Consider the following 21,525-nt stretch of genomic DNA (forward strand, 5'->3'; position numbering starts at 1 on the left):
GGCTCACTCACAGGTCCACGCGGAAAGAGATCCCGACGGTGCGCGGAGCGCCGATGAAGGCATTGTCGCGGCCGTCCACCCCGGCAAGATACCGCTTATCGGTGAGGTTGCTCACCACCAGGTTGGCGCCCATGCCCTTCAGGCGCGGCGACAGGCCCTGCAGGTCGAAGCCGATGTTGGCGTTGAACACGGTGGCCGACGGCAGCTTGTTGACGTTGGCGGCGTCGAGATAGCGCGTGCCCAGGTAACGGCCGGACAGGCCGAAGTTCCAGTTCTCACCCTGCCAGTCTGCCGACAGGACGAGGGTCTGTTCGGGCTGGCCGATCACCTTGGCGCCGTCGACGATGCCCAGCTGGGTATCACGCGCGGCATCGCCACTGCCCAGGTACTTGGAGCGGTTGTAGGTATAGGCGGCGTTGAGGCGCCAGCCGTTGTCCCAGCCATAGCCGAACGCCGCTTCCAGGCCGTTGCTTTCCACGCCGCCGAAGTTCTCGTAGACACCGTCGGTCTCGCCCAGGTAGTCAATGCCGCTGACGAAGCCGGCCGGCAGGTAGACGATGCGGTTGTCGAACTTGATGTTGTACAGCGTGACCGAGGCGGTCAGCGGCCAGCGGCTGATGCGCATGCCCACTTCAATGTTGTCAGCGGTCTCCGGCTCGACGTTGCGGAAGCGCTGTGGGTCGGTCTCGCCGAGCACGCCGGAAGGAATCGCGGCGAAGTTCTGCGAGAAGCCGGCGAACAGCTCCATGCCTTCCACGCCCGGCGCCCAGGTCAAGCCGGTGGACAGCAGCGGGTCGGACCTGGAATCGGATCTGACGTGCTCGCTGGCACCGATCACGCGGCGGCGCGACTGGTCGACGAAGAACTGCTTCACGCCCAGGCGTGCGCTGAACGGCCCGAACCTCGCCACGTCCTCGACGTAGTACATCTGCTCGTCAACCTTGTACTTGTCCTCGAACTGTACCCAGTACGGTTGATGGTCGAAGGCGATATCCTGGCCGACGTTGAGCAGGCGATGCCAGTCGCGGCGTGCCGATCGGTCCAGCTTCTCCACCCACAGGCCGCCACGGATCGTGTTGTCGACCGTGCCGAAGGTCTGCCGCCACTCGACGTCGGCGGTCACGCCCATGCGGTCGTTGTCGTAGTGCGTGTGGCGATACGACTGCGCGCCCAGCACGTTGCCGGCGTAGCAGTTCGGATCATATTCGGCAGTGAAACCCAGCCGCGGTGTGCAGTTGGCCAGGCGCTGCGCGGCGCTGCCGTCGGGATTGACGAAGAAGATCTGGCCACGGTTGCTGCCGCCGTACACGGTCTTTCCACCGATGTACTCCGATTCGGGGCGGCCGGCACCATCGTCGCTGACCTGTGCCAGGTAAGGTGGCAGCCAGTCGCCACGACCTTCCATGCGGTGCCCGTAAGCCGCCACCGAGGCCTTGAAGCCGTTGCCACCGTCGAAGGCCGCGCGCAGGTAGCCGAAGGTGTTCTCGCGCAGCGCACGCGAGCCGGAACGGTAGTTCTGGTCCAGGTAGGGAATGCCGGTGAGGGTGCCGACCAGGTTGTCACGATCAGGATTGGTGGCGAAACCCCTCGGTGAGACGCTGGTGTATTCCGGCTCGTCCGCATCGTTGTAGGACAGGTAGCCGGTCAGCGTCCAGCGGTCCAGTTCGGTGATGAACTTGCCGGCGATGTGGTCGTTGCTGGCGTGCCCGGTGCCGTCGATCCAGTCGTGCACCTTCGACGAGGAGGCGCTGACCCAGGCGCGGGTGTGGCCGCCGAGCAGGCCGGTGTCGTAGCGCACGTAGTACTTGCGCGCCTCGTTGTCACCGGCGCCGACCACGAAGCGCAGGCGGCTGTCCTGCAGCGGATCGCTGGTGAGGAAATTGAGGGTGCCGCCCAGGGCCTCGTTCGAGCGCGAGGAGATATCGGCAGTGCCCTGGCTGACTTCCACCGTTTCCAGGTCGAGGGTGTCGATGTAGCGGTTGGCCAGCGAGCCGCCGCCGTAACCGGAACCGCCGTTGGGCAGGCCGTCGATGGTAGTGCCGATCTGCTGCGTATCGCGGTTGGTGACGAAGCCGCGCATGCTGATCTGCGTGCCCCACACCGACGAACCGGTGGCATCGGCTTCGCTGACCACCACGCCGGGCACCTCGTTGAGTGCATCGTTGACGCTGCTCATCACGGTCTGCCGGTTCAGCGTTTCCGCGCGCACCGACGTCTTGGCGTAGCTGGTGGCCTGCCCGATCACCTGCACCTGGTCGAGGGTTCGCGCATCGCTGCTGCGCGCTTCGGCCGTCTCGACCTGCGGTGCTTCGGCCAGGGCGTCCAGTGCGGGGGCGATCAGCAGGGCAAGCAGCGAGACACGGGGAAAGCGCGCAGACGTTCGCATCGAGACCGGACCTTCAGGGGAGGGAAGCCCCGGAGTGTCGGCAGTGCCAATGACATCGGCATGACGTGGCGATGCAGGAATCGTGTTGTGCGACGGCCGGCACCTGCTGCCGGCATCAGTACCGCGCGTCCTTGGGTTTCGGGTCGCGCGGCCAGTCCTTGCCCTTGTTGGCGAAGTCCGGCCGCGGCTGGTTGATGAAGTAGCTGGCGATGTCCACCGCATCCTGGTCGGGCATCACCTGCTGCCCCAGCGGAGGTTCGCGGGTCACTGCCGGTGGCATGTTGTGCTTGACGAAACCGGCCGCCTTATACAGGCGCGCCATGCCGGCGCCGATGTTGAAGCTGTGGTCGCCCCATAGCGGCGGGAAGGCGATGTCACCACTGGCGTCGCGCCGGCCTTCGCCGTTGTCGCCGTGGCAGGCAGCGCACTGCGCGGCGTACAGCGCCTGGCCGCGGATCGGATCCGGGGCCAGCGTGCTGTCGATGGGCCCTTCGCTTGGCGCGGCGACTTTTGCACCGTCCGGCACTGCACTGTTTAGCCACGCCATGTAGTCGAGCATCGCGCGCATCTGTGGCGCGTCTTTCGGCAGCGGCTTGCCGTTCATCGAACGCTGCAGGCAGCCATTGATGCGTTCGGTCAACCCGATCACCTTGCCAGGCCGCGGCATGTAACGCGGATAAGCGCCGCCACCGGTGTTGAAGTAGTGGTTTCCGAAGGGACGCTTGCCCTCGGCCATATGGCACGAGTTGCAGTTCAGATCGTTGCCGACATTGTCCGGCAGCAGCCGTGCGGTCTCGTTGAGGAGGCGGCGGCCGAGCATCACCGACTCGGCATTGCCGAGCCCGGCGATTTCTTCGGCGCTGGGCGCGTGGTAGTGGCCGACCACCTTGCCCTGTGCATCGAGGATATCGATCGTGCCGGTCACGGCGGCATCCAGATCCGGGTACAGATGACGGTAAGCGAGGGTACCGGCGCCGGCCAGCAGCACGACGGTGATCGCACTGCCGATCAGCAGGCGGGAACGCGTGCGCGAACGCTTCATTGTGCGGTCTCCTGCGGAACGTAGTGCACCGGCTTGTCGCGCACCACCCGGCGCATGCGCGCCACGTCGACCTCGCTCACTGCGCTGGCCTGATTGCCCCAGCTGCTGCGGATGAAGGTCAGGATCTGTGCCAGCTGCGCATTCGGCAGCTGCTCGAAGCCTGGCATGGTGAAGGCCATGCGGTCGTGCGGGGTCTGTGGCGTGCGGCCGCCGATCAGGGTCACCTGCACCAGCGAGCTGGGATCGTCAGCGAACACGATCGAGTTGCCGGCCAGGGCCGGATAGACGCGAGGCATGCCGCGGCCGTCGGCACGGTGGCAGGCCTGGCAGTGCTCGGCATAGGCCAGCGAACCGGCCACGCGGTAGTCGCCGCTGCGCAGTGCGGCGGTGGTGGTGTCGGTGCCGGGCGACCACTGTGCGCTGCGTCCTTCGCGGGCGGGCAGCTGCTTCAGGTAGCGCGCCATCGCCAGCAGGTCCGCGTCGGACAGGTACTGCGTGCTGTGCTCGACCACGTCGGCCATGCCACCGAAAGCCGCAGAGCGTTCGGTGCGGCCAGTGCGCAGGAAATCGACGATCTCACCTTCGCTCCAGCTGGCCAGGCCGGTCGATTCGCTGCGCAGGTTCTTCGCGTACCAGCCTTCCAGCACCGAACCGGACAGGAACTGGCGGCTGCCATCATCGGCCATCGCCTTTTCCTGGAACGCCAGCCCGCGTGGCGTGTGGCAGGCACCGCAATGCGCCAGGCCTTCTACCAGTTCGGCACCACGCTGCTGGCCGGCGTCCAGCGACGGATCCGGGCTGAAGCTGCGTGGGCGTGCGAACAGCAGTTGCCACCATGCCAGAGGCCAGCGCATATTGGCGGGCCATGGAATCGTGCTGTCGGCGTTGTCCTGCTTCACCGGCTGCACCGAGCCCATGAAATAGGCGTACAGCGCCTTGATCTCGGCGTCGCGGGCAATCACGTACGAGGCGTACGGCATTGCCGGATACAACGGCTGGCCATCGTGACGGATGCCGCGACGTACCGCGCGTTCAAAGTCGGCATAGTCGTAGGCGCCGATGCCGGTTTCCGGATCGGGGGTGATGTTGGTCGAGTAGATCGTCCCCATCGGCGTCTGCATGCCGAGGCCACCGGCGAACGGCTTGCCGCCCGGCGCGGTGTGGCAGGCCGCACAGTCGGCGGCGCGCGACAGGTACTGCCCCTGTGCGATCAGCGCCGGGTCGTGGATGTCGACCTGCGCGGCCTGCCGAGGTGCGAACCAGTAGGGCGTGCTGCGGGCGATGCCATAGGCGGCGGCCAGCGTGGCGGCCAGGGCAATGGCGAGCTTGAACGAGGTGCGCATGGGGGCACTGTGGGCAAGCATGCCGGCGTATTCATTGATCCGGATCAATGCCGAGGTCGATCGCGCCATTGTGACAACCTGAATCGATCCCGCATTGTCATCAAGCCGTCATCCACGCGCGATAGATGGCCCACGCCCGCGTCGTTAACCTGCCACGCTGTCGCATCCTTTCCCGATTGCCCATGAAGCGCCTGCTGCTGTTGTTGCTGGCGTGCGCCGGCCTGTGGCTGGCTGCATGCTCATCCTCGATCAACGCCTCGTCCACCTCGCTTGCCGACCGGCTGATCGCGCCAGGCGGCGTGTCGACCCTGCTCGATCGCCCGCGCATCGCCGCGGCCATTGCCGGGCTGCCCAACCGGCATGGCTTCGCAGCGGGTCGCGATGGCGTGCCGATCTTCTGGCGCGTGTTCGACCCCGGTGACTACGGCGCGCGGTACCACTACCTTCCGCAGCGTCATGAGAACGGCCTGCCTCTTGATACCGGCCTGAGTCTGGCCGTGCCACAGCCGTTCCGCGCGCAGGCGCCACGCGGCACCGTGGTGCTGCTGCATGGGTGGATGATGAATGGTGATTCGATGCTGCCATGGTCGCTGCAGCTGGCCGAGTCCGGCTACCGCGTGGTCACGCTCGACCTGCGCAACCATGGCCAGTCCGGTGCAGGACCGTCCGGCTATGGCACCTATGAATCGGATGACGTGGTCGATGTCATCGGCGAGCTGCGCGCGCGCGGCGAAGTGACCGGCCCGCTGTACCTGTTCGGTGTGTCCTATGGTGCGGCCACGGCGGTGTTCACCGCCGACAAGCTGGGTGACCAGGTAGCCGGTGTGGTGGCGATGGAATCGTTCGCCAATGCCGGTGCGGCGATCCGCACGATGATCCCGCACCTGATGGGACTGCAGCCGGAGGGCCTGAAGGCGCAGGCGGTGGCGTCGTACGCACGCTGGCGCTATGGGGGCCAGGACATCAACCAGGTGATCGCCGCCGCCAGCCGCCGTATCGATGTCGATCTGGACCGCGTCGACGTCGCGCGTGCGCTGGCCGATACCCGCGCCTGCGTGCTGCTGCTGCACGGTCAGGGTGACCAGCACATTCCGGTCAGCCAGGGCCGACAGCTTGCGCAGGCCAACCCGCGCGCGCACTACATCGAAATGCGTGGAGAGGACCACATCACCCTGCCGCTGCGGCTGGACCTGCTGGCCGGCGTGGTCGATGACTGGATGGCGCGCGACGAGCACCACCCGCAGAGCGCGTGCCCAGCCCCACAGCTGCCGGCCCAGGCCGAATGGCTGGCACACGGCTGAAAAATGGGGACGGAGGGGATTAAGTCGTTTGCAGCACACTCGGGGCAGATGCGACTTAATCCCCTCCGTTCCCTTTTTCTGTCAGGCCACGCGTCGGGCCAGTGAGCGGGCGGAGGCGGCTACGCCCAGCAGCAGTACGGCGACGCACAGGAAGGCAAAGCCGAGGCTGGTGGCGTGCGCCACGGCGCCGATCGCAGCCGGGCCAGCGAGGATGCCGGCGTAACCCAGTGTGGTCACGGCAGTGATTGCGATGCTTTCCGGCATCACCCGCTGCTGGCCTGCCATCGAGAACAGCGCCGGCACGATGTTGGCGCAGCCCAGCCCGACCAGTACGTAGCCGGCCAGCGCCACCGGAAACGAGGGCACCAGTGTGGCCAGGGTGAAGCCTGCCGCGGCCGTGATACCGCCAAAGACCAGGGTGCGGGTGCGGCCGAGGTGCTCGACGATGCCGTCACCGAACAGGCGCATTGCCGTCATCGCCAGGGTGAACAACGCGAAGCCGGCGCCGGCCTGGTCACGCGGCACCTGCCGCACTTCGGCCAGGAACACGGCGCTCCAGTCCAGCATCGAGCCTTCGGCGAGGAACACCACGAAGGCCAGTACGCCGATGAACAGCACCACGCCATGCGGCAGTGCCAGCAGCGGGCCTTCGTGCAGGATCCGTTGCGGACGCCAATGCGGCGCCGACAGCATCGCAACCAGCAGCAGTGCCACCACCGAAACCAGCGCGGCCAGCCACAGCGGCGTGCCGAGGATCAGCAGCCCGGTCATGCAGCCAGCACCGACGAATCCACCGATGCTGTAGAAGGCGTGGAAGCCGGACATCATCGCGCGCCCGGCATCGCGCTCGACCGCCACCGCCTGCATGTTCATCGCACAATCCAGTGCACCGACGCCGGCACCGAACACGAACAGCGCCGCGCCCAGCGACACCGGCGAGGGTGCCAGCACCAGCAAGGGCAGGGCGCACAGCATCATCGCGCAGGTGATCACCATCACCCGGCGGCAACCCAACCGCCCCGTCAGTGCACCTGCCAGCGGCATCGCCAGCAGCGAGCCGAGCCCGAGGCACAGCAGCACGGCGCCGAGGCTGGCGTCGGTCAGCCCGGCCTTGGCCTTGGCGTAAGGCACCATCGGCGCCCACGCGGCGGTGGCGAATCCAGGAATGAAGAAGGCGGCACGGGTGGCGTGCTGCTGGGCACGCGGAGATGAAGGCGTCATGCGAGAGCGGATCCGGATAAACACTGCCATGAAAGCGTTTCCAGTCGCATCGGGCAAGGGGCATTCGGGTCACCGAAGGCCGAATACGATTGCGGGCCGTCCATCAGGCGCAGCGGGCCCGGCGATGCCTTTCCGCATCGCCGGGCCACGTCTTCAGGACAGGGCGTGTTTACAGCGGCAGGTCGAACACCAGCACTTCGGCGTCGTTGCCGTTTTCCAGGGTCAGCTGGGCTTCGTCACTGACCTGCAGCGCATCACCGGCTTCCAGGGTGATGCCGTTGACCTGCAGCTGGCCACGCGCCACCTGCACATAGGCGCCACGACCGTTGCCGAGGGCGTGATGCAGCTTCTGGCCGCCATCAAGAATGGTGGCGAAGATGCGGGCATCCTGGTGGATGCGCAGCGAACCGTCGGCGCCGTCCGGCGAAGCGATCAGGCGCAGCTGGCCGCGCTTGCTGTCCGGCGAGAAGTGGGTCTCTTCGTACGACGGCACGATGTTCTCGGTGTCCGGGAAGATCCAGATCTGCAGGAAGTGCACGGTCTCGTCGGCCGAGTGGTTGAACTCGCTGTGGGTGACGCCGCTCCCGGCGCTCATGCGCTGCACGTCGCCGTAGCGCAGCACCGAACCGGTGCCCATCGAGTCCTTGTGTTCCAGTGCACCGCCCAGCACGTAGGAGATGATTTCCATGTTGCTGTGGCCGTGGGTGCCGAAGCCCTGGCCGCCGATCACCTTGTCTTCGTTGATCACCCGCAACGGGCCGAAGCTGACGTAACGGGGGTCGTAGTAGTTGGCGAAGGAGAAGGTATGGCGCGAGGACAGCCAGCCATGCTCGGCCAGGCCACGGGTAGCGCTCTTGCGGATCTGCAGCATGAGGGAATCTCCTTGTTCGATGGTTTCGATGGGGCGGGGTGGGCCAGTGACCGCTGTGTTTCCCCGTTGGAGAGAAGTATCCGCTTGCGTCCGAGGTTTGAAAAACGGATAGTTTTGACGACCATCATCGAAAAATTCGAATGCTCAAGCTCAGCCTCGATGCCCTGCAGATCCTGGATGCCATCGACCGCCGTGGCTCCTTTGCCGCCGCCGGCAAGGCCCTGCACAAGGTGCCCTCGACGATTTCCTATACCGTGGCCAAGCTGGAGGAGGATCTGGGCGTGCAGCTGTTCGACCGGGTCGGCCCACGTGCAGAGCTGACCGAGGCCGGGCGCGCGCTGCTGGACGAAGGCCGACACCTGCTGCGCGCTGCCCGCGAGCTGGAGCTGCGGGTGCGCCGGGTGGCGTCGGGTTGGGAGACCGAACTGACCCTGGCGGTGGACTCGGTGTTCCCGACCTGGCTGCTTGGGCCGGACATCGCCGCATTCCGTGAGGCCGAGGCACCAACCCGGTTGCGGTTGATCGGCGAGGCCCTGTCCGGCACCTGGGAGGCCCTGCTCGACCGCCGTGCCGACCTGTTGGTCGGCGCGCCGGGCGAAGGGCCCAGTGGTGGCGGCTATGTGGTCGAGCCGCTGGGCACGGTGGCGTTCGTGTTCGCGGTGGCACCCGATCATCCGTTGGCCAACGTGCAGGGCGTGCTGGGCCGTGAGCAGCTGGTCGAGCATTGCGCGATCGCCGTTTCCGATTCGGCGCGCAGGCTGCTGCCGCGCACGGTGGGCCTGTTGATGGGGCAGGAGATGCTGACCGTGCCAGACATGGCCAGCAAATTGAAGCTGCAGTGCGAAGGCGTGGGCTTCGGCTTCCTGCCCGAGCCATGCGCGCGCGCTGCGGTGGCGCGTGGCCAGCTGGTGATCCGCGAGGTGGAGGAACACAAGCCGGAGGAAACGTTCTGGCTGGCCTGGCGCACCGGTGAGGATGGCGCGGCACTGCGCTGGTGGCGCGAGCGTCTACGCAGGCCGGAGCTGCTGTCGCAGTGGTGGCAGGCGATGGCCAAGGGGTAGGGGATTGGCAGGGCTGCGCCCTGTACCCGCTACGATCCAGAGCAACAGCAACAGCAACAGCAGAAGCTGGTTTGCTGAGGGATGGCGGGGTGGGTCCGGTTGCGGGAGACGCCGTAGACCCGTCCATGGGGGCTTGGCCGCGGCATCCATGCCGCGGACACTCCCGCAACCGGACCCACCCCGCCTTCGACACATTCCTGGGGCTGTTAGTGTGTGTCGACCTTGGTCGACACGATAGATCCACGCCATGCGTGGATGCTTTTCGATCTTGATTCGAAATATTCGATTCCGACGGAGATTCATCCACGCATGGCGTGGATCCATCAGATCGCTGAAATCTGTCAGAGGTGGGGCGGCATGGGCAGGCAGGACCGTTGGCGGCATGGATGCCGCCATCGAGCCCCCATGGATGGGTTTACGGCGTGTCCTGCCTGTTCATGCCGCCCCGCCATCTCTCGGAATGCCAGCTGTTGCTGTTGCTCCGGCCGTAGCTTCTGCAGGTGCAGGGCGCAGCCCTGCCGAAAAAACACACATAAAAAAACAGCAGGCCGAGGCCTGCTGTTTCGGTGTAATGGTGCGCCCGGAGAGATTCGAACTCCCGACCGCCTGGTTCGTAGCCAGGTACTCTATCCAACTGAGCTACGGGCGCCAATTACATAAACTTGTTGTGCCGACTGTGTATGGTGCGCCCGGAGAGATTCGAACTCCCGACCGCCTGGTTCGTAGCCAGGTACTCTATCCAACTGAGCTACGGGCGCGCGGTACACAATCAACTTATTGCCTAATTTTACTGCATTTTCAGCGGCGGATGCTGAAAACCTGTCGAGTGGTGCGCCCGGAGAGATTCGAACTCCCGACCGCCTGGTTCGTAGCCAGGTACTCTATCCAACTGAGCTACGGGCGCCCTGCGACAGGAGCGGAATTATGCGGATGTCGGCGCACACCGTCAACAGTTTTGTGAAAATTTTCATCCAACTGAATGAAAAAGCTGTCCGCCACGGCATCCGGTGCCTTCAGCCAGGCGAAATGATCGGCGCGCGTGCCCAGTTCCTGCGCCGACAGCACGCGCAGCTTCGCGTCCACATTCGGCAGCTTTGCCAGCAACGCCTGCATCGATCCGGTCGGAGCCAACCAGTCGTGTTCCATCAGTACGGCCTGTGCGCTGCCGTGCACGCGCGTCATCTGTGCGTCGAGGTCTTCACCCATGCCCGCGGCAGCGTAGTGGTTGTTCAGGCCGACGCGCGCCCAGTCGGCGATCAGTCCGCGTGCTTCGGTGCCACCGAAGCCGAGACGACGGCCATGCAGCACGCCCTGGCGCTGCGCGATCCACGGCAGGAAGCGGTAGACCAGTGGCAGCAGCCAGCCGCGCGGTGGCGGGAATCCACGCCAGAACGGTGAGCCGCTGGCCGCCAACCACAAGTGATGGAAGTGCAGAGGGTTGCGGCCGGCGTGCACGCAGGCCAGCTGCCCGCCCAGGCTGTGGCCACCGATGATCCAGGGCAGGGGGCCTGCTTCCTCGTCTGCGGCCGCCATGACCGCTTGGCTGGCCGGCAGATCCTGCTCGAGTACCTCGCGATAGCCCCAGTCCTGCGCGCGCGACGGGCGTAGTGAGCTGCTGCCGTTGCCGCGCCACTCATGCAGGTAGACCGCCACGCCCTTCGCTGCCAGCGCCTGTGCCAGCGGCAGGTAGTGGCGCGCGGCCACACCCAGCGCTGGCAGCCACAACAAGCGGGCGATGGGCTGTGCGGGCATGCAGGCCATCACTTCGTAGCGATGCCCGTCGTTGCACTGCACTGGAAGGAGGGCCGGCGTCAGGTTCATGCGTGCGGTGCCGCGCCGAAGTGGTCGAGCACCAGTACCTCGCTGCGGCCGGGGGCATAGCCCTGCTGCAGGCCGCGCGCAACGTAGTCGATGCCGGCTTCGCAGGCGTTGGCCAGGCTCAGGCCGTTACACAGCTGTGCAGCGATGGCCGAGGCCAGCGTGCAGCCAGTGCCGTGTGCATCCAGCGGCAGGCGGGCGTGGATGAATTCTTCGCTGCTCACGCCGTCGAAGTAGCGGTCGATTACGCGGTTGCCTTCCTGCAGGTGGCCACCTTTCAGCAGCACCGCACCGGCACCCAGGTCGAGCAGGGCGGAGGCCACCTGTTCGGCGTCATCGCCGTTGCCGATCTTCCGTCCGGCCAGCAGCTCCGCTTCCGGCGTGTTCGGCGTGATCAGCGTGGCCAGCGGGATCAGCCGCTCACGCATGGCCTGCAGAGCGCTGTCTTCCAGCAGGCGCGCGCCGCTGGTGGCGACCATCACTGGGTCCAGCACTACGTGTGGCGGGCGATGGCGCTCCAACGCATCTGCGACGGCATTGATCACCTCGGTGTTGGCCAGCATGCCGAGCTTCACCGCATGGATGTCGAAGTCATCGAAGCAGGCATCCAGTTGTGCACGCAGGAAATCGATCGGCGGCACGTGCACGGCGATGACGCCACGGGTGTTCTGTGCGGTCAGTGCGGCGATCGCGGAGAGTCCGTGCACGCGATGTGCTGCAAAGGCCTTCAGGTCGGCCTGGATGCCTGCGCCACCGCCGGAGTCGGAGCCGGCGATGGTGAGGGCGGATACGGGAGTGGTCGGGCTCATCAGGCGATTGTGCCGTGGTCCCGCAGGGGAGGGTAGATCCACGCCATGCGTGGATGCCTTTGATCCGTCAGGCGCGGTCAGATCCCTTTTCCGCAGGAAAAGGGATCTGGCCCCCGCAGCGCGGCCCTCAATGCCGCCAACGCGCCCACTGCTGGTACACCACATAGCCCAGGCCGGTCAGGCCGGTGAGCAGGGCGGGAGCAAGCAGGGCGTCGTACTGCCAGCGCGTGAACAGCCAGGCGCCGATCACGCCGCCGGCGAGGAAGCCACTGATGATCAGGCCGCTGAGGGTCAGTCGTCGTACCTGCAACGGCAGCCCGCGCAGCAGGTGGCCCAGGCCGATGCCGAGATCGGTGAACATGCCGCTGAGATGGGTGGTGCGCACCACCGCGCCGCTGAAGGTCGTGGCCATTGCATTCTGCAGGCCGCAGGCCATGGCGGCGGCCAGTGCGCCCCAGATCTGGTGCTCTTCAAACAGGGGAATGGCCACCAGCAAAAGAGCCGATTCCAGCGCCAGTGCCACGCCGTAGCGCCGGCCCAGCTGCAGGGTGCTGTCCTGGATCAGCAGGCCGCTGAGCATCGCGCCCAGCGAGAACGCGATCAGCAGGCCCCACAGGTGGCCGACCGCGCGCCAGTCGCCCTGGGCCAATGCCATGCCGAGCTGGCTGGTGCTGCCGGTCATATGGCTGACCGCCTGATGCTCGAACCCGAGGAAGCCGACCACGTTGACCATGCCGGCCACGCACGAGAGTGCGACCGCGCCGATCCAGACCCAGGTGGGCAGGCGTATTCCCATCGGCGAGGCCCCTCAGGGCCCGCCGAAGCCGCCGTTGAACTGCAGCTCGCTGAAGGTGTTGCTGGCCGGGTCGAACACGGCGCCCCAGAACTGTGCGCCGCCATCGCAGACGCGGATCGCTTCGCGGGCCGGATTGATGCCGCTGTCGTCGGGCAGGTGGAAGGCGTTGATGTAGATCAGCCGCTTGCCGGCGCTTTCGATGCCGACGTACTGGCGGTCGAAGCCCAGCACCTTCGGTACCTGCGCTTCCAGCGACGACAGCTTCGCCTCCAGCTGGTCGACCTGCTGCCGGCTGGGCGCCCAGTAGCCCGACACCCGCCCGGCCTCGCGGCCGGGGCTGGGGCGCGAGCAGGTGTCGAGCACCTGCGCGGCGATGATCGGGCGAGTGACCACCCAGGACTGGCCGGTGCGCTCGGCGGTGGGCACGCTGGCCGGGCCGCGCGTGGTCGTACAGGCACCGAGCACGGCGGTGAGGGTGATCGCAGCCGTGGGCAACAACAGGCGCGTGCAGCGGTTCACAACACCTCCGAAGCGTAATCGGCCAGGCGCGAACGCTCGCCACGGCGCAGGGTGATGTGCGCACTATGCGGCCAGTTCTTGAAGCGGTCCACCGCGTAGGTCAGGCCCGAAGTGGTCTCGGTCAGGTACGGGGTGTCGATCTGCTCGACGTTGCCCAGGCACACGATCTTGGTGCCCGGGCCGGCGCGGGTGATCAGCGTCTTCATCTGCTTGGGGGTGAGGTTCTGCGCCTCGTCCAGGATCAGGTAGCGCGACAGGAAGGTGCGGCCGCGCATGAAGTTCATCGAGCGGATCTTGATGCGGCTGGCCAGCAGGTCGTTGGTGGCCTGGCGGCCCCATGTGCCGCCTTCCTGGTTGTGCGTGAGCACTTCCAGGTTGTCGGTCAACGCGCCCATCCACGGCGTCATCTTCTCTTCCTCGGTACCGGGCAGGAAGCCGATGTCTTCGCCGACGCTGACCGTGGCGCGGGTCATGATGATCTCGCGGTAGCGCTGCTGGTCCATTGTCTGCGCCAGGCCGGCGGCCAGTGCCAGCAGGGTCTTGCCGGTGCCGGCGGTGCCCAGCAGCGTGACAAAGTCGATCTCCGGGTCCATCAGTGCGTTGAGGGCGAAGTTCTGCTCGCGGTTGCGTGCGCTGATGCCCCACACGGCGTGGCTGCCGTGGCGGAAATCATCGACCAGCGACAGCACCACCTTGCCATCGCCGACCACGCGGCTGACGCGCAGCTCGACTTCATCCTCGCCCGGCAGGTAGACGTACTGGTTCGGATACCACTCCTCGCCGTCCTGCGCCTGGATTTCGTAATGCGAGCGGCCCTTGTCGCTCCAGCTGCGCAGGTCGTCGCCGTGGCGTTTCCAGAAGTCTTCCGGCAGCTCGGTAGCGCCGGTGTAGAGCAGGCTGAAATCGTCCAGCGCGCGATCGTTCTCGTAGTCCTCGGACACGATGCCGGCGATGGCGGCCTTGATCCGCAGATTGATGTCCTTGGAGACGAACACCACCGGCAGGTCGGGGGTTTCTTCCTTCAGGGCCAGGATCGCGCCGAGGATGGCATTGTCCGGAATGACCTTGCCAAAGCTCTTGCCCGCGTCGAAATGGCTGGTCTGGAAGCGCAGCTTGCCGGCGCTCTGCTTGCCGCGCAGCTGCAGGCCGTTGGGGCGCTGCAGCGGAATGCCGTCGGCCAGGTTGTCCAGGCCGGATTCCTGTACCAGCTCGTTGAGGAAGCGGCTCACCTGGCGGGCGTTGCGGCTCGCTTCGGAGGTGCCCTTCTTGCCGTTGTCCAGCTCCTCGATCACCTGCATGGGCAGGTAGATGTCGTGCTCCTCGAATTTGAACAGCGCGGTCGGATCGTGCATCAGCACGTTGGTATCCAGCACGTAGATGCGCTTGCCTCGGGTCATCGTCGATTCCTGGTTACGGACAGGGAAAAACCACCACGGCCTGCTGCGGGGCAGGGTGATGGCAGACACAGTAGGCAGTGGGACTCACTTGGACTGGGAGGCCTTCAGTTCGGCGAGAACGGCATCGGCATGGCCGGCAACCTTGACCTTGCGCCAGGACTGCACGATGCGGCTGTCGGGGGAAATCAGGAAGGTGCTGCGTTCGATGCCACGTACCTGCTTGCCGTACATGTTCTTCATCCTGATCACGTCGAAGGCGGTGCACAGCGCTTCGTCGCCATCGCTGACCAGCGGGAAATTGAAGCCCTGCTTGGCACAGAAGTTGTCGTGCGACTTCACCGAGTCGCGCGAGACGCCCAGCACGACGGCGCCGGCTTTCCTGAACTTCGGCAGCAGGGCGTTGAAGTCGATGCCTTCGGTGGTGCAGCCCGGGGTGCTGTCCTTGGGATAGAAGTACAGCACCAGCCATTGGCCGGCATAGTCGCCGAGGGTGGCCTGGTCGCCGCCGGACAGGGCCAGCGGCAGGGAGAGGGTGGTGCTGTCCAGGGTGTCGCCGTTGTTCATGAGGTCCTTCTGTCGAGCCTGGGTTCTTGCCATTACAGCTACATGAAACGCCACGCGCCCGTGAGAGACGCGCGAAGAATCAGAACTTCATCGGATCCATGATCGCGTCCAGGTTCAGGTGGTCGCAGAACTCGAGGAAATCGTCGCGCAGCGCGGCGATATGCATGTTGGCCGGCACGCCGATGGTGACCTGTGCGCTGAACATTTCCGCGCCGGTCTGCATGGCGCGGTAGCGCGTGCTCTGCAGGTTCTCGATGGTGATGCCCTGGCGGTCGAAGAAGTCGGCCAGCTGGAACAGGATGCCCGGCTTGTCGGCGGCGATCACTTCGACGATGTACGGCAGCAGGTTGGACTGCGCCTGCTTGGCGGCGGTGCGGTACCAGACCAGCTTCAGGCCTTCCTCGCGCTCCAGCCGGGTCAGCATCGCCTCGAGCTTGGCCACCGAGTCCCAGGAGCCGGTGGCCAGGGCGGTGACCGAGACATCGCGGCCGACCGTGGCCAGGCGTGCATCCACCAGATTGCAGCCGCTGTCGGCGATGCGGCGGGTGACGGACAGCAGGGGGGACTCCGGATGCGTCGTATAGGCGTTGATCAGGAGGTGGTTTTCGCTCGGCGCGGGGCGCGGGGTGGTGTCGGTCAAGGCGATTCCGGGTAATGCATGCGTTAGTCTGAATGCCCGCCAGAGGCGGGGATCCACCGGTGTCCAGCATACTTGCCCGTGCTTTCGCGCCGCAAGTAACATTCAAGTCGCCCCCGGCCTTTCGTGGCGGGCGTTTTCCCTTCCCAGCCAAGAGCAGCACGTCCTTGTCCCTTTCCGGTCTCATCACCGCGCTGGCGACCCCGTTCCGGGCCGACGGCGCCCTCGATCCCGACGGTTGGCAGCGCCTGCTGCACCTGCAACTGGAAGGTGGCGTCCATGGTGTTGTCGTAGCCGGCTCTACCGGCGAAGCGGCAACCCTCACCGACGCCGAGTACGACCTGCTGCTGGCCAGCGCGGTCGAGCGCATCGGCGGCCGCATTCCGGTCATGGCCGGTACCGGTCTTTCGGGCACTGCCAAGACCATCGAACAGACCCGTCGTGCCGCCGCCCTCGGCGCCAGCCACGCGCTGGTGGTCACGCCGCCGTACGTGCGCCCCACCCAGGCCGGCCTGATCGCGCACTACCGTGCGGTGGCCGACCAGGGCGGGCTGCCGGTCGTGCTGTACAACGTGCCCGGCCGTACCGGTTGCGACATGCAGCCTGAGACCGTGGCCGAGCTGGCCAGCCACCCCAACATCGTCGGCATCAAGGAGGCGGTGGGTGACACCGGCCGGGTGCAGGCGCTGCTCGCTCTGCGCAGCCCACAGTTCGCCGTGCTCAGCGGTGACGACGGTACGGCCGCGCGTTCGATCCAGGCCGGTATCGACGGCCTGATCTCAGTGGGTTCCAACGTGCTTCCCGGTGCCTACCGCCGGATGTGCGAGCTGGCCGCCGCACACGACCACGAAGCCACCGCGTCGTGGGATGCGCGCCTGCATCCCTTCCATGATTTCTGCGGCGTCGAACCGAACCCGATCCCGGTCAAGGCGCTGCTGCGCCGCATCGGCATCGGTCACGACCTGCGCCTGCCACTGCTGCCGTTGTCGGCAGCGCATCATCCGGCTGCCGACCATCTTGCCGGCGACATCGCCGCCCTCGAAGCCCTTTCCAGCCACTGACCTTCCGTCTTGGTCTGACCCAGGAGATTCACATGCGTCAATCCGTTTCCACCGTCCGCGTGCTGTCCTATGCCCTGCTTGCTGTGGCGGTCGCTGCCGGTACCACCGGCTGCTTCAAGCGCGGCGCCAAGGGCGACTACGCCCTGGCCCCGGAAATGCGTCCGCTGGAAGTGCCGCCGGACCTGAACCTGCCCAATGCCACCACCGACAACAAGGTGCCGACGTTGGCCTCGGCCACCAAGCCGGCGGCGCCGGTTGCTGCGGCTCCGGCAGCCGGCAGCACCGGTTTCACCATTGCCGGTGGCAAGGATGAAGCCTTCGCCAAGGTCGGTACCGCGCTGGAAGGCGTGGAGGGCGTGACCATCGCCAGCCGCGCGCAGTTGCTGGGTTCGTACGACGTGGCCTACGAGGGCAGCAACTTCCTGGTCCGCGTAGTGGCCGTCGATGCCGGCGCCTACATCTCCGCGGTTGACCCGCGTGGCCTGCCGGCCACCGCCGAAGCGCCGGTGAAGCTGATCGCCGCTCTGAAGGCGAAGCTCGCCCAGTAAGGGCTGGTCGGGTGGCTGCGGGCCTTGGTCCGCACCCGCCTTGGGTAGCGCCGGGCCATGCCCGGCGAGCTTGAAGCGCGGCCCAGGATCCGCCGGGCATGGCCCGGCGCTACCGGAAATGGAAAAGGGCGCCCAAGGCGCCCTTTTTCGTTGTCGCAGCAGGCGCTTCTCAGCGCTCCAGCAGCTTCAGCTTGTCCGGCTTGCCATCCCATTCGCCGGCGTCGGCGGGCGGGTCCTTGCGCACGGTCAGCACCGGCCACTCCTTCGCCAGCTCGGCGTTGAGGGCAACGAAGCCTTCCTGTCCGGCAGGAACATCGTCCTCCGGGAAGATCGCATTGACCGGGCACTCCGGCTCGCAGAGGGTGCAGTCGATGCACTCATCCGGGTCGATCACCAGGAAGTTCGGGCCTTCGTGGAAGCAATCCACGGGGCACACTTCCACGCAATCGGTGTGTTTGCACTTGATGCAGTTTTCGGTGACGACAAAGGGCATGGGCTTGGGGGTGGATCGATTCCTGAACCCGCCAATTCTAGAACAGGTTGGCCCCCGCTGTCGGCGCGGGGCGGAAAACGGGCGTCTGGCAGGCGCGACCGTGGGAGTCATTGGCGGCACGGCGGGGGCTGTGCGACGCTGCGGGGCACTCGGTCGCCCACCGTGGCCGGACTCCCTTCCCAGCAGGATCGTCCATGTCCCAAACCCAGCCCAGCACCGCGCCCCAGGGCGGTGAGAACACTGCATTCATCGTCCTGATCAGCTGCGTGGCCACCCTTGGTGGATTCCTGTTCGGTTTCGACAGTGGTGTCATCAATGGCACGGTCGATGGCCTCCGCCAGGCCTTCAACTCCAGTGAGGCGGCGCTCGGTTTCGAAGTCGCCTCGATGCTGCTGGGCTGCGCGATCGGCGCCTTCCTGGCCGGGTGGCTGGGTGATCGCCTGGGGCGCCGCGGTGTCCTGATCGTGTCCGCGCTGATGTTCCTTGTCTCGGCGCTCGGTGCCGGCGCGGCCCACGCGTCCTGGCTGTTCATCGCCGCCCGCGTGCTGGGCGGTTTCGCGGTGGGCGCGGCCAGCGTGATGTCACCGGCCTACATCGCCGAAGTCGCCTCGGCGCGTTACCGCGGCCGGCTGGCCACGGTGCAGCAGATGGCGATCATCTGCGGTTTGTTTGCGGCCTTCCTCAGCAATTACCTGCTGGCGCGTGCCGCCGGCGCCTCGACCGCGCCCCTGTGGCTGGGCCATGAGGCCTGGCGCTGGATGTTCTGGATGCAGGCGCTGCCCTCGGGGCTGTTCCTGCTGTTGTTGCTGGTGATCCCGGAAAGCCCCCGTTTCCTGGTGTTGAAGGGGCGCCAGGGGCAGGCGAGGGCGGTGCTGGCGCGGCTGTACGGCGAGGCCGCGGCCACCGCCAAGCAGGCCGAGATCGAGGCGAGCCTGGCCCAGGACCAGCACAAGCCGCGCTTCGGCGACCTGCGCAACAAGGCCACCGGCAAGCTGCGCCCGATCCTCTGGGTGGGTATCGGCCTGGCCATGTTCCAGCAGCTGGTCGGCATCAACGTGGTGTTCTACTACGGCGCGGTGCTGTGGCAGGCGGTGGGTTTCTCGGAAAGCGACGCGCTGCTGATCAACGTGTTGTCCGGCGCGCTGAGCATCGGTGCCTGCCTGCTGACGGTGCTGCTGATCGACCGCATCGGGCGCAGGCCGCTGCTGTGGGTCGGCTCGGTCGGCATGTCGGTGGCGCTGGTGCTGATGGTGGTGGCGTTTGCCAGCGGCAGCCTTGTCGATGGGCGCCTGCAGCTGTCCGATGGCATGGGGCGGCTGGCGCTGGTGGCAGCCAACGTCTACGTGGTGTTCTTCAACATGTCCTGGGGCCCGGTGATGTGGGTGATGCTGGGCGAGATGTTCCCCAACCAGATCCGCGGCCCGGCGCTGGCGGTGGCGGGTGCGGCGCAATGGACCTCGAACTTCGCGATCACCGTGACGTTCCCGATGCTGCTGGCCGGCATCGGCCTGGCCGGCGCCTATGGCATCTACGCCGTCGCGGCGATCCTCTCGATCGTCTTCGTGGTCCGCTACGTGCGCGAGACCAAGGGCAAGGAGCTGGAGCAGATGGAAGGCTGACGGCCGGCCCGTGTTTCAGCGCCTCCTTTCTCCGTGGGGAGGCTGCAGGCCAGCCGATCCAGGACACGCCGTAAACCCATCCATGGGGCTCGATGGCGCCATCCATGGCGCCAACGGTCCTGGATCGGCTGGCCTGCAGCCTCTCGACACATTGCGGGTGGCGGACGCAGGTCTGCGCGTCGGGATTGAATTGGCTGCGGAGGAGCGAGGCTGTTCGTGCCGCCGTCGCGGGAAACTGTCAGGAGGGGGTGGGTCACCCTTGACCGGACCGTTGGCGCCATGGGTTGGGCGCATGCGCCCGACGGGTTGGGCAGGAGCCCAACCCTGGTCTTGCCGCGTGCGCAGGACAGCGCACGCGAGCAAGGCGCCATCGAGCCCCATGGATGGGCTTTTGCGTGTCCAGGCCAGGGTGGCCCGCCCCCTCCCACGCAGGAACAGGGAGGCGCACAAGCGGCCAATCCGACCGCAATCACTGCAACCCCGGAAAACAGAAAAGCCCGCACAAGGCGGGCTTTTTCGGTTCCTGCTGCGGCGACTGGCGCTCCCTAGGGGACTCGAACCCCTGTTTTAGCCTTGAGAGGGCCACGTCCTAACCACTAGACGAAGGGAGCGTAACTGTGTCGCTGCCGAGGCAGGAGCGCTAGTATATGCACCTCGATGCCATTGGGCAATCCCGAAACTTCAACCGGAAGCGCCAACATCATTTCCCCTGCTACATCACCGTTCAGCCTGCGCGTCATCCCGCGCGACCAGCACACGATCTCCCGCAAGGACATCAGCCCGAACGCCCTGCGCGTGCTTTATCGCCTGCGCGATGCCGGCTTCGGCGCCTACCTTGTCGGCGGCGCGGTGCGCGACCTGCTGGTCAATGGCCAACCCAAGGATTTCGACGTGGCCACCGATGCCACGCCCGAACAGGTCAAGCAGCTGTTCCGCAACTGCCGCCTGATCGGTCGTCGGTTCCGCCTCGCCCACGTAGTGTTCGGCCGCGAAATCATCGAAGTCGCCACCTTCCGTGCCAACAGCGATGACGGCAGCGGCGACCGCGAGATGGAAAACGGCATGCTCGTGCGCGACAACGTGTACGGCACCATCGAAGACGACGCCATCCGCCGCGACTTCACCTGCAACGCCCTGTACTACGCCATCGAGGACTTCTCGGTGCGCGACTACACCGGCGGCTTCGAAGACGTCCAGGCGCGCCTGATGAAACTGATCGGCGATCCCGAGCAGCGTTATCGCGAAGACCCGGTGCGCATGCTGCGTGCGGTGCGCCTGGCGGCCAAGCTCGGCTTCCAGATCGAAGAGGGCACCGCCGCGCCGATCCCGCACCTGGCTGGCCTGCTCAACGAAGCCGCACCGGCACGCCTGTTCGAGGAGGTGCTCAAGCTGTTCCTGTCCGGGCACGGCGTGGCCAGCTTCGAAGGCCTTGAGCGTTACGGCCTGCTCGACGTGCTGTTCCCGGAGAGCGCCAAGGCGCTGAAGTCCAACCGCACCGGCGCGCTGCGCCGCATGCTGGTCGAAGGCCTGGCCAACACCGATGCCCGCGTGGCCAACGACGAGCCGGTCTCGCCGGCGTTCCTGTTCGCGTTGCTGCTGTGGCCGGCGTTCTGCCGCGCACAGGCGACCCTGCTCAAGCAGGGGGTGGCACCGGAAGAAGCGCAGCGCCGCGCCGCCGACCGGGTCACCGTGCAGCAGCTCAGCACCATCGCGCTGCCGCGCCGCTTCTCGCTGCCGATGCAGGAGATCTGGCTGCTGCAGTCGCGCTTCAGCTCGCGCCAGCGCAAGCGCGTGTTCCGTACCCTGACCCACCCGCGCTTCCGCGCCGCGTTCGATTTCCTCAGCCTGCGCCAGGTCGCTTCGTCCGAGCATGCAGTGGATGTCGAGTTCTGGCGCGAAGCACAGGCGCAGTCCGGTCGCGAGCTGGAGTCGTCGCTGGATGCGATGCACAGTGAAGACGGCGATGACGAGAGCGGGGCACCGCGCAAGCGCCGCCGTCGCCGTCGACGTCCCGGTGCTGCTGCGGCGGGCGAGTAAGC

The 21,525-nt window shown here is 66.4% G+C and carries 19 protein-coding genes and 4 tRNA genes; 6 read left to right on the plus strand and 17 right to left on the minus strand.

Annotated elements, in window-relative coordinates; translation table 11 throughout:
- Positions 1-7: 7 nt before the first annotated feature.
- The 3 genes from ACZ75I_RS07530 to ACZ75I_RS07540 all read right to left on the minus strand — a co-directional run bounded on the left by ACZ75I_RS07530 (position 8) and on the right by ACZ75I_RS07540 (position 4,771).
- Positions 8-2,386, minus strand: a complete 2,379-nt coding sequence (locus ACZ75I_RS07530; RefSeq protein WP_180871040.1) for a TonB-dependent receptor domain-containing protein — start codon at positions 2,384-2,386, stop codon at positions 8-10.
- Positions 2,387-2,501: 115 nt separating this feature from the next.
- On the minus strand, positions 2,502-3,428 hold the full coding sequence (locus ACZ75I_RS07535; protein WP_472958895.1) for a c-type cytochrome: 927 nt from the start codon (positions 3,426-3,428) through the stop codon (positions 2,502-2,504).
- A complete protein-coding gene (locus tag ACZ75I_RS07540; RefSeq protein ID WP_472959049.1) occupies positions 3,425-4,771 on the minus strand; it encodes a c-type cytochrome in 1,347 nt (448 codons plus the stop codon). The genes ACZ75I_RS07535 and ACZ75I_RS07540 overlap by 4 nt, the downstream gene beginning before the upstream one ends.
- Positions 4,772-4,953: 182 nt before the next feature.
- Between ACZ75I_RS07540 and ACZ75I_RS07545 the strand changes: the two genes are divergently transcribed.
- A complete protein-coding gene (locus ACZ75I_RS07545) occupies positions 4,954-6,072 on the plus strand; it encodes an alpha/beta hydrolase (protein ID WP_005416104.1) in 1,119 nt (372 codons plus the stop codon).
- Positions 6,073-6,153: 81 nt separating this feature from the next.
- Here the strand turns inward: ACZ75I_RS07545 and ACZ75I_RS07550 are convergent, their stop codons facing one another.
- Complete coding sequence (locus ACZ75I_RS07550) at positions 6,154-7,293, minus strand: MFS transporter (protein WP_151354883.1); 1,140 nt, start codon at positions 7,291-7,293, stop codon at positions 6,154-6,156.
- A gap of 169 nt (positions 7,294-7,462) precedes the next feature.
- Positions 7,463-8,164: a pirin family protein gene (locus ACZ75I_RS07555; protein WP_061480138.1), complete on the minus strand. Its 702-nt coding sequence runs from the start codon at positions 8,162-8,164 to the stop codon at positions 7,463-7,465.
- A gap of 140 nt (positions 8,165-8,304) precedes the next feature.
- Here ACZ75I_RS07555 and ACZ75I_RS07560 point away from each other — a divergent pair, with 140 nt between their 5' ends.
- A complete protein-coding gene (locus tag ACZ75I_RS07560; RefSeq protein ID WP_188218083.1) occupies positions 8,305-9,225 on the plus strand; it encodes a LysR substrate-binding domain-containing protein in 921 nt (306 codons plus the stop codon).
- Between the two features lie 572 nt (positions 9,226-9,797).
- Here ACZ75I_RS07560 and ACZ75I_RS07565 read toward each other — a convergent pair.
- From ACZ75I_RS07565 to ACZ75I_RS07610, 10 genes are all read right to left on the minus strand, one after another.
- Positions 9,798-9,874, minus strand: a tRNA-Arg gene (locus tag ACZ75I_RS07565).
- Between the two features lie 32 nt (positions 9,875-9,906).
- Positions 9,907-9,983, minus strand: a tRNA-Arg gene (locus tag ACZ75I_RS07570).
- Positions 9,984-10,052: 69 nt separating this feature from the next.
- A tRNA-Arg gene (locus tag ACZ75I_RS07575) sits at positions 10,053-10,129 on the minus strand.
- The gene (locus tag ACZ75I_RS07580; protein ID WP_472958898.1) at positions 10,120-11,046 is read right to left on the minus strand and encodes an alpha/beta hydrolase family protein; all 927 of its coding nucleotides are present in this window, start codon (positions 11,044-11,046) and stop codon (positions 10,120-10,122) included. The genes ACZ75I_RS07575 and ACZ75I_RS07580 overlap by 10 nt, the downstream gene beginning before the upstream one ends.
- Positions 11,043-11,852, minus strand: a complete 810-nt coding sequence (gene thiD, locus ACZ75I_RS07585) for a bifunctional hydroxymethylpyrimidine kinase/phosphomethylpyrimidine kinase (protein ID WP_180870287.1) — start codon at positions 11,850-11,852, stop codon at positions 11,043-11,045. Before thiD ends, ACZ75I_RS07580 begins: the two co-directional genes overlap by 4 nt.
- Positions 11,853-11,979: 127 nt before the next feature.
- The gene (locus ACZ75I_RS07590) at positions 11,980-12,648 is read right to left on the minus strand and encodes a YoaK family protein (RefSeq protein ID WP_111201580.1); all 669 of its coding nucleotides are present in this window, start codon (positions 12,646-12,648) and stop codon (positions 11,980-11,982) included.
- A 12-nt stretch (positions 12,649-12,660) separates the two neighbouring features.
- The gene (locus ACZ75I_RS07595) at positions 12,661-13,167 is read right to left on the minus strand and encodes a hypothetical protein (protein ID WP_472958902.1); all 507 of its coding nucleotides are present in this window, start codon (positions 13,165-13,167) and stop codon (positions 12,661-12,663) included.
- On the minus strand, positions 13,164-14,564 hold the full coding sequence (locus ACZ75I_RS07600; protein WP_005409049.1) for a PhoH family protein: 1,401 nt from the start codon (positions 14,562-14,564) through the stop codon (positions 13,164-13,166). The genes ACZ75I_RS07595 and ACZ75I_RS07600 overlap by 4 nt, the downstream gene beginning before the upstream one ends.
- Before the next feature lie 84 nt (positions 14,565-14,648).
- Complete coding sequence (locus tag ACZ75I_RS07605; protein WP_005416113.1) at positions 14,649-15,128, minus strand: peroxiredoxin; 480 nt, start codon at positions 15,126-15,128, stop codon at positions 14,649-14,651.
- Between the two features lie 79 nt (positions 15,129-15,207).
- Positions 15,208-15,768 carry a glycine cleavage system transcriptional repressor gene (locus ACZ75I_RS07610; protein WP_005409051.1) on the minus strand — a complete coding sequence of 187 codons (561 nt, stop codon included), beginning with the start codon at positions 15,766-15,768 and terminating at the stop codon, positions 15,208-15,210.
- A gap of 164 nt (positions 15,769-15,932) precedes the next feature.
- On the opposite strand from ACZ75I_RS07610, the gene dapA reads away from it, so the two are divergent.
- Both dapA and ACZ75I_RS07620 read left to right on the plus strand, forming a co-directional pair.
- Positions 15,933-16,826: a 4-hydroxy-tetrahydrodipicolinate synthase gene (gene dapA, locus ACZ75I_RS07615; protein WP_061480294.1), complete on the plus strand. Its 894-nt coding sequence runs from the start codon at positions 15,933-15,935 to the stop codon at positions 16,824-16,826.
- Between the two features lie 32 nt (positions 16,827-16,858).
- Positions 16,859-17,374 carry a hypothetical protein gene (locus ACZ75I_RS07620; protein ID WP_005416115.1) on the plus strand — a complete coding sequence of 172 codons (516 nt, stop codon included), beginning with the start codon at positions 16,859-16,861 and terminating at the stop codon, positions 17,372-17,374.
- A gap of 169 nt (positions 17,375-17,543) precedes the next feature.
- On the opposite strand, the gene fdxA is transcribed toward ACZ75I_RS07620, so the two are convergent.
- A complete protein-coding gene (gene fdxA, locus ACZ75I_RS07625) occupies positions 17,544-17,867 on the minus strand; it encodes a ferredoxin FdxA (RefSeq protein ID WP_005409054.1) in 324 nt (107 codons plus the stop codon).
- 194 nt (positions 17,868-18,061) lie between these two features.
- Here fdxA and ACZ75I_RS07630 point away from each other — a divergent pair, with 194 nt between their 5' ends.
- Positions 18,062-19,486 (plus strand): sugar porter family MFS transporter, encoded by a 1,425-nt coding sequence (locus tag ACZ75I_RS07630; protein ID WP_472958907.1) that lies wholly within the window; start codon positions 18,062-18,064, stop codon positions 19,484-19,486.
- A 536-nt stretch (positions 19,487-20,022) separates the two neighbouring features.
- Here the strand turns inward: ACZ75I_RS07630 and ACZ75I_RS07635 are convergent.
- Positions 20,023-20,097 (minus strand) — tRNA-Glu (locus tag ACZ75I_RS07635).
- A 52-nt stretch (positions 20,098-20,149) separates the two neighbouring features.
- Here ACZ75I_RS07635 and pcnB point away from each other — a divergent pair.
- Positions 20,150-21,523 (plus strand): polynucleotide adenylyltransferase PcnB, encoded by a 1,374-nt coding sequence (pcnB, locus tag ACZ75I_RS07640; RefSeq protein ID WP_154350543.1) that lies wholly within the window; start codon positions 20,150-20,152, stop codon positions 21,521-21,523.
- The last annotated feature ends 2 nt before the right edge of the window (positions 21,524-21,525 follow it).

It is taken from the genome of Stenotrophomonas sp. X (assembly GCF_055721025.1).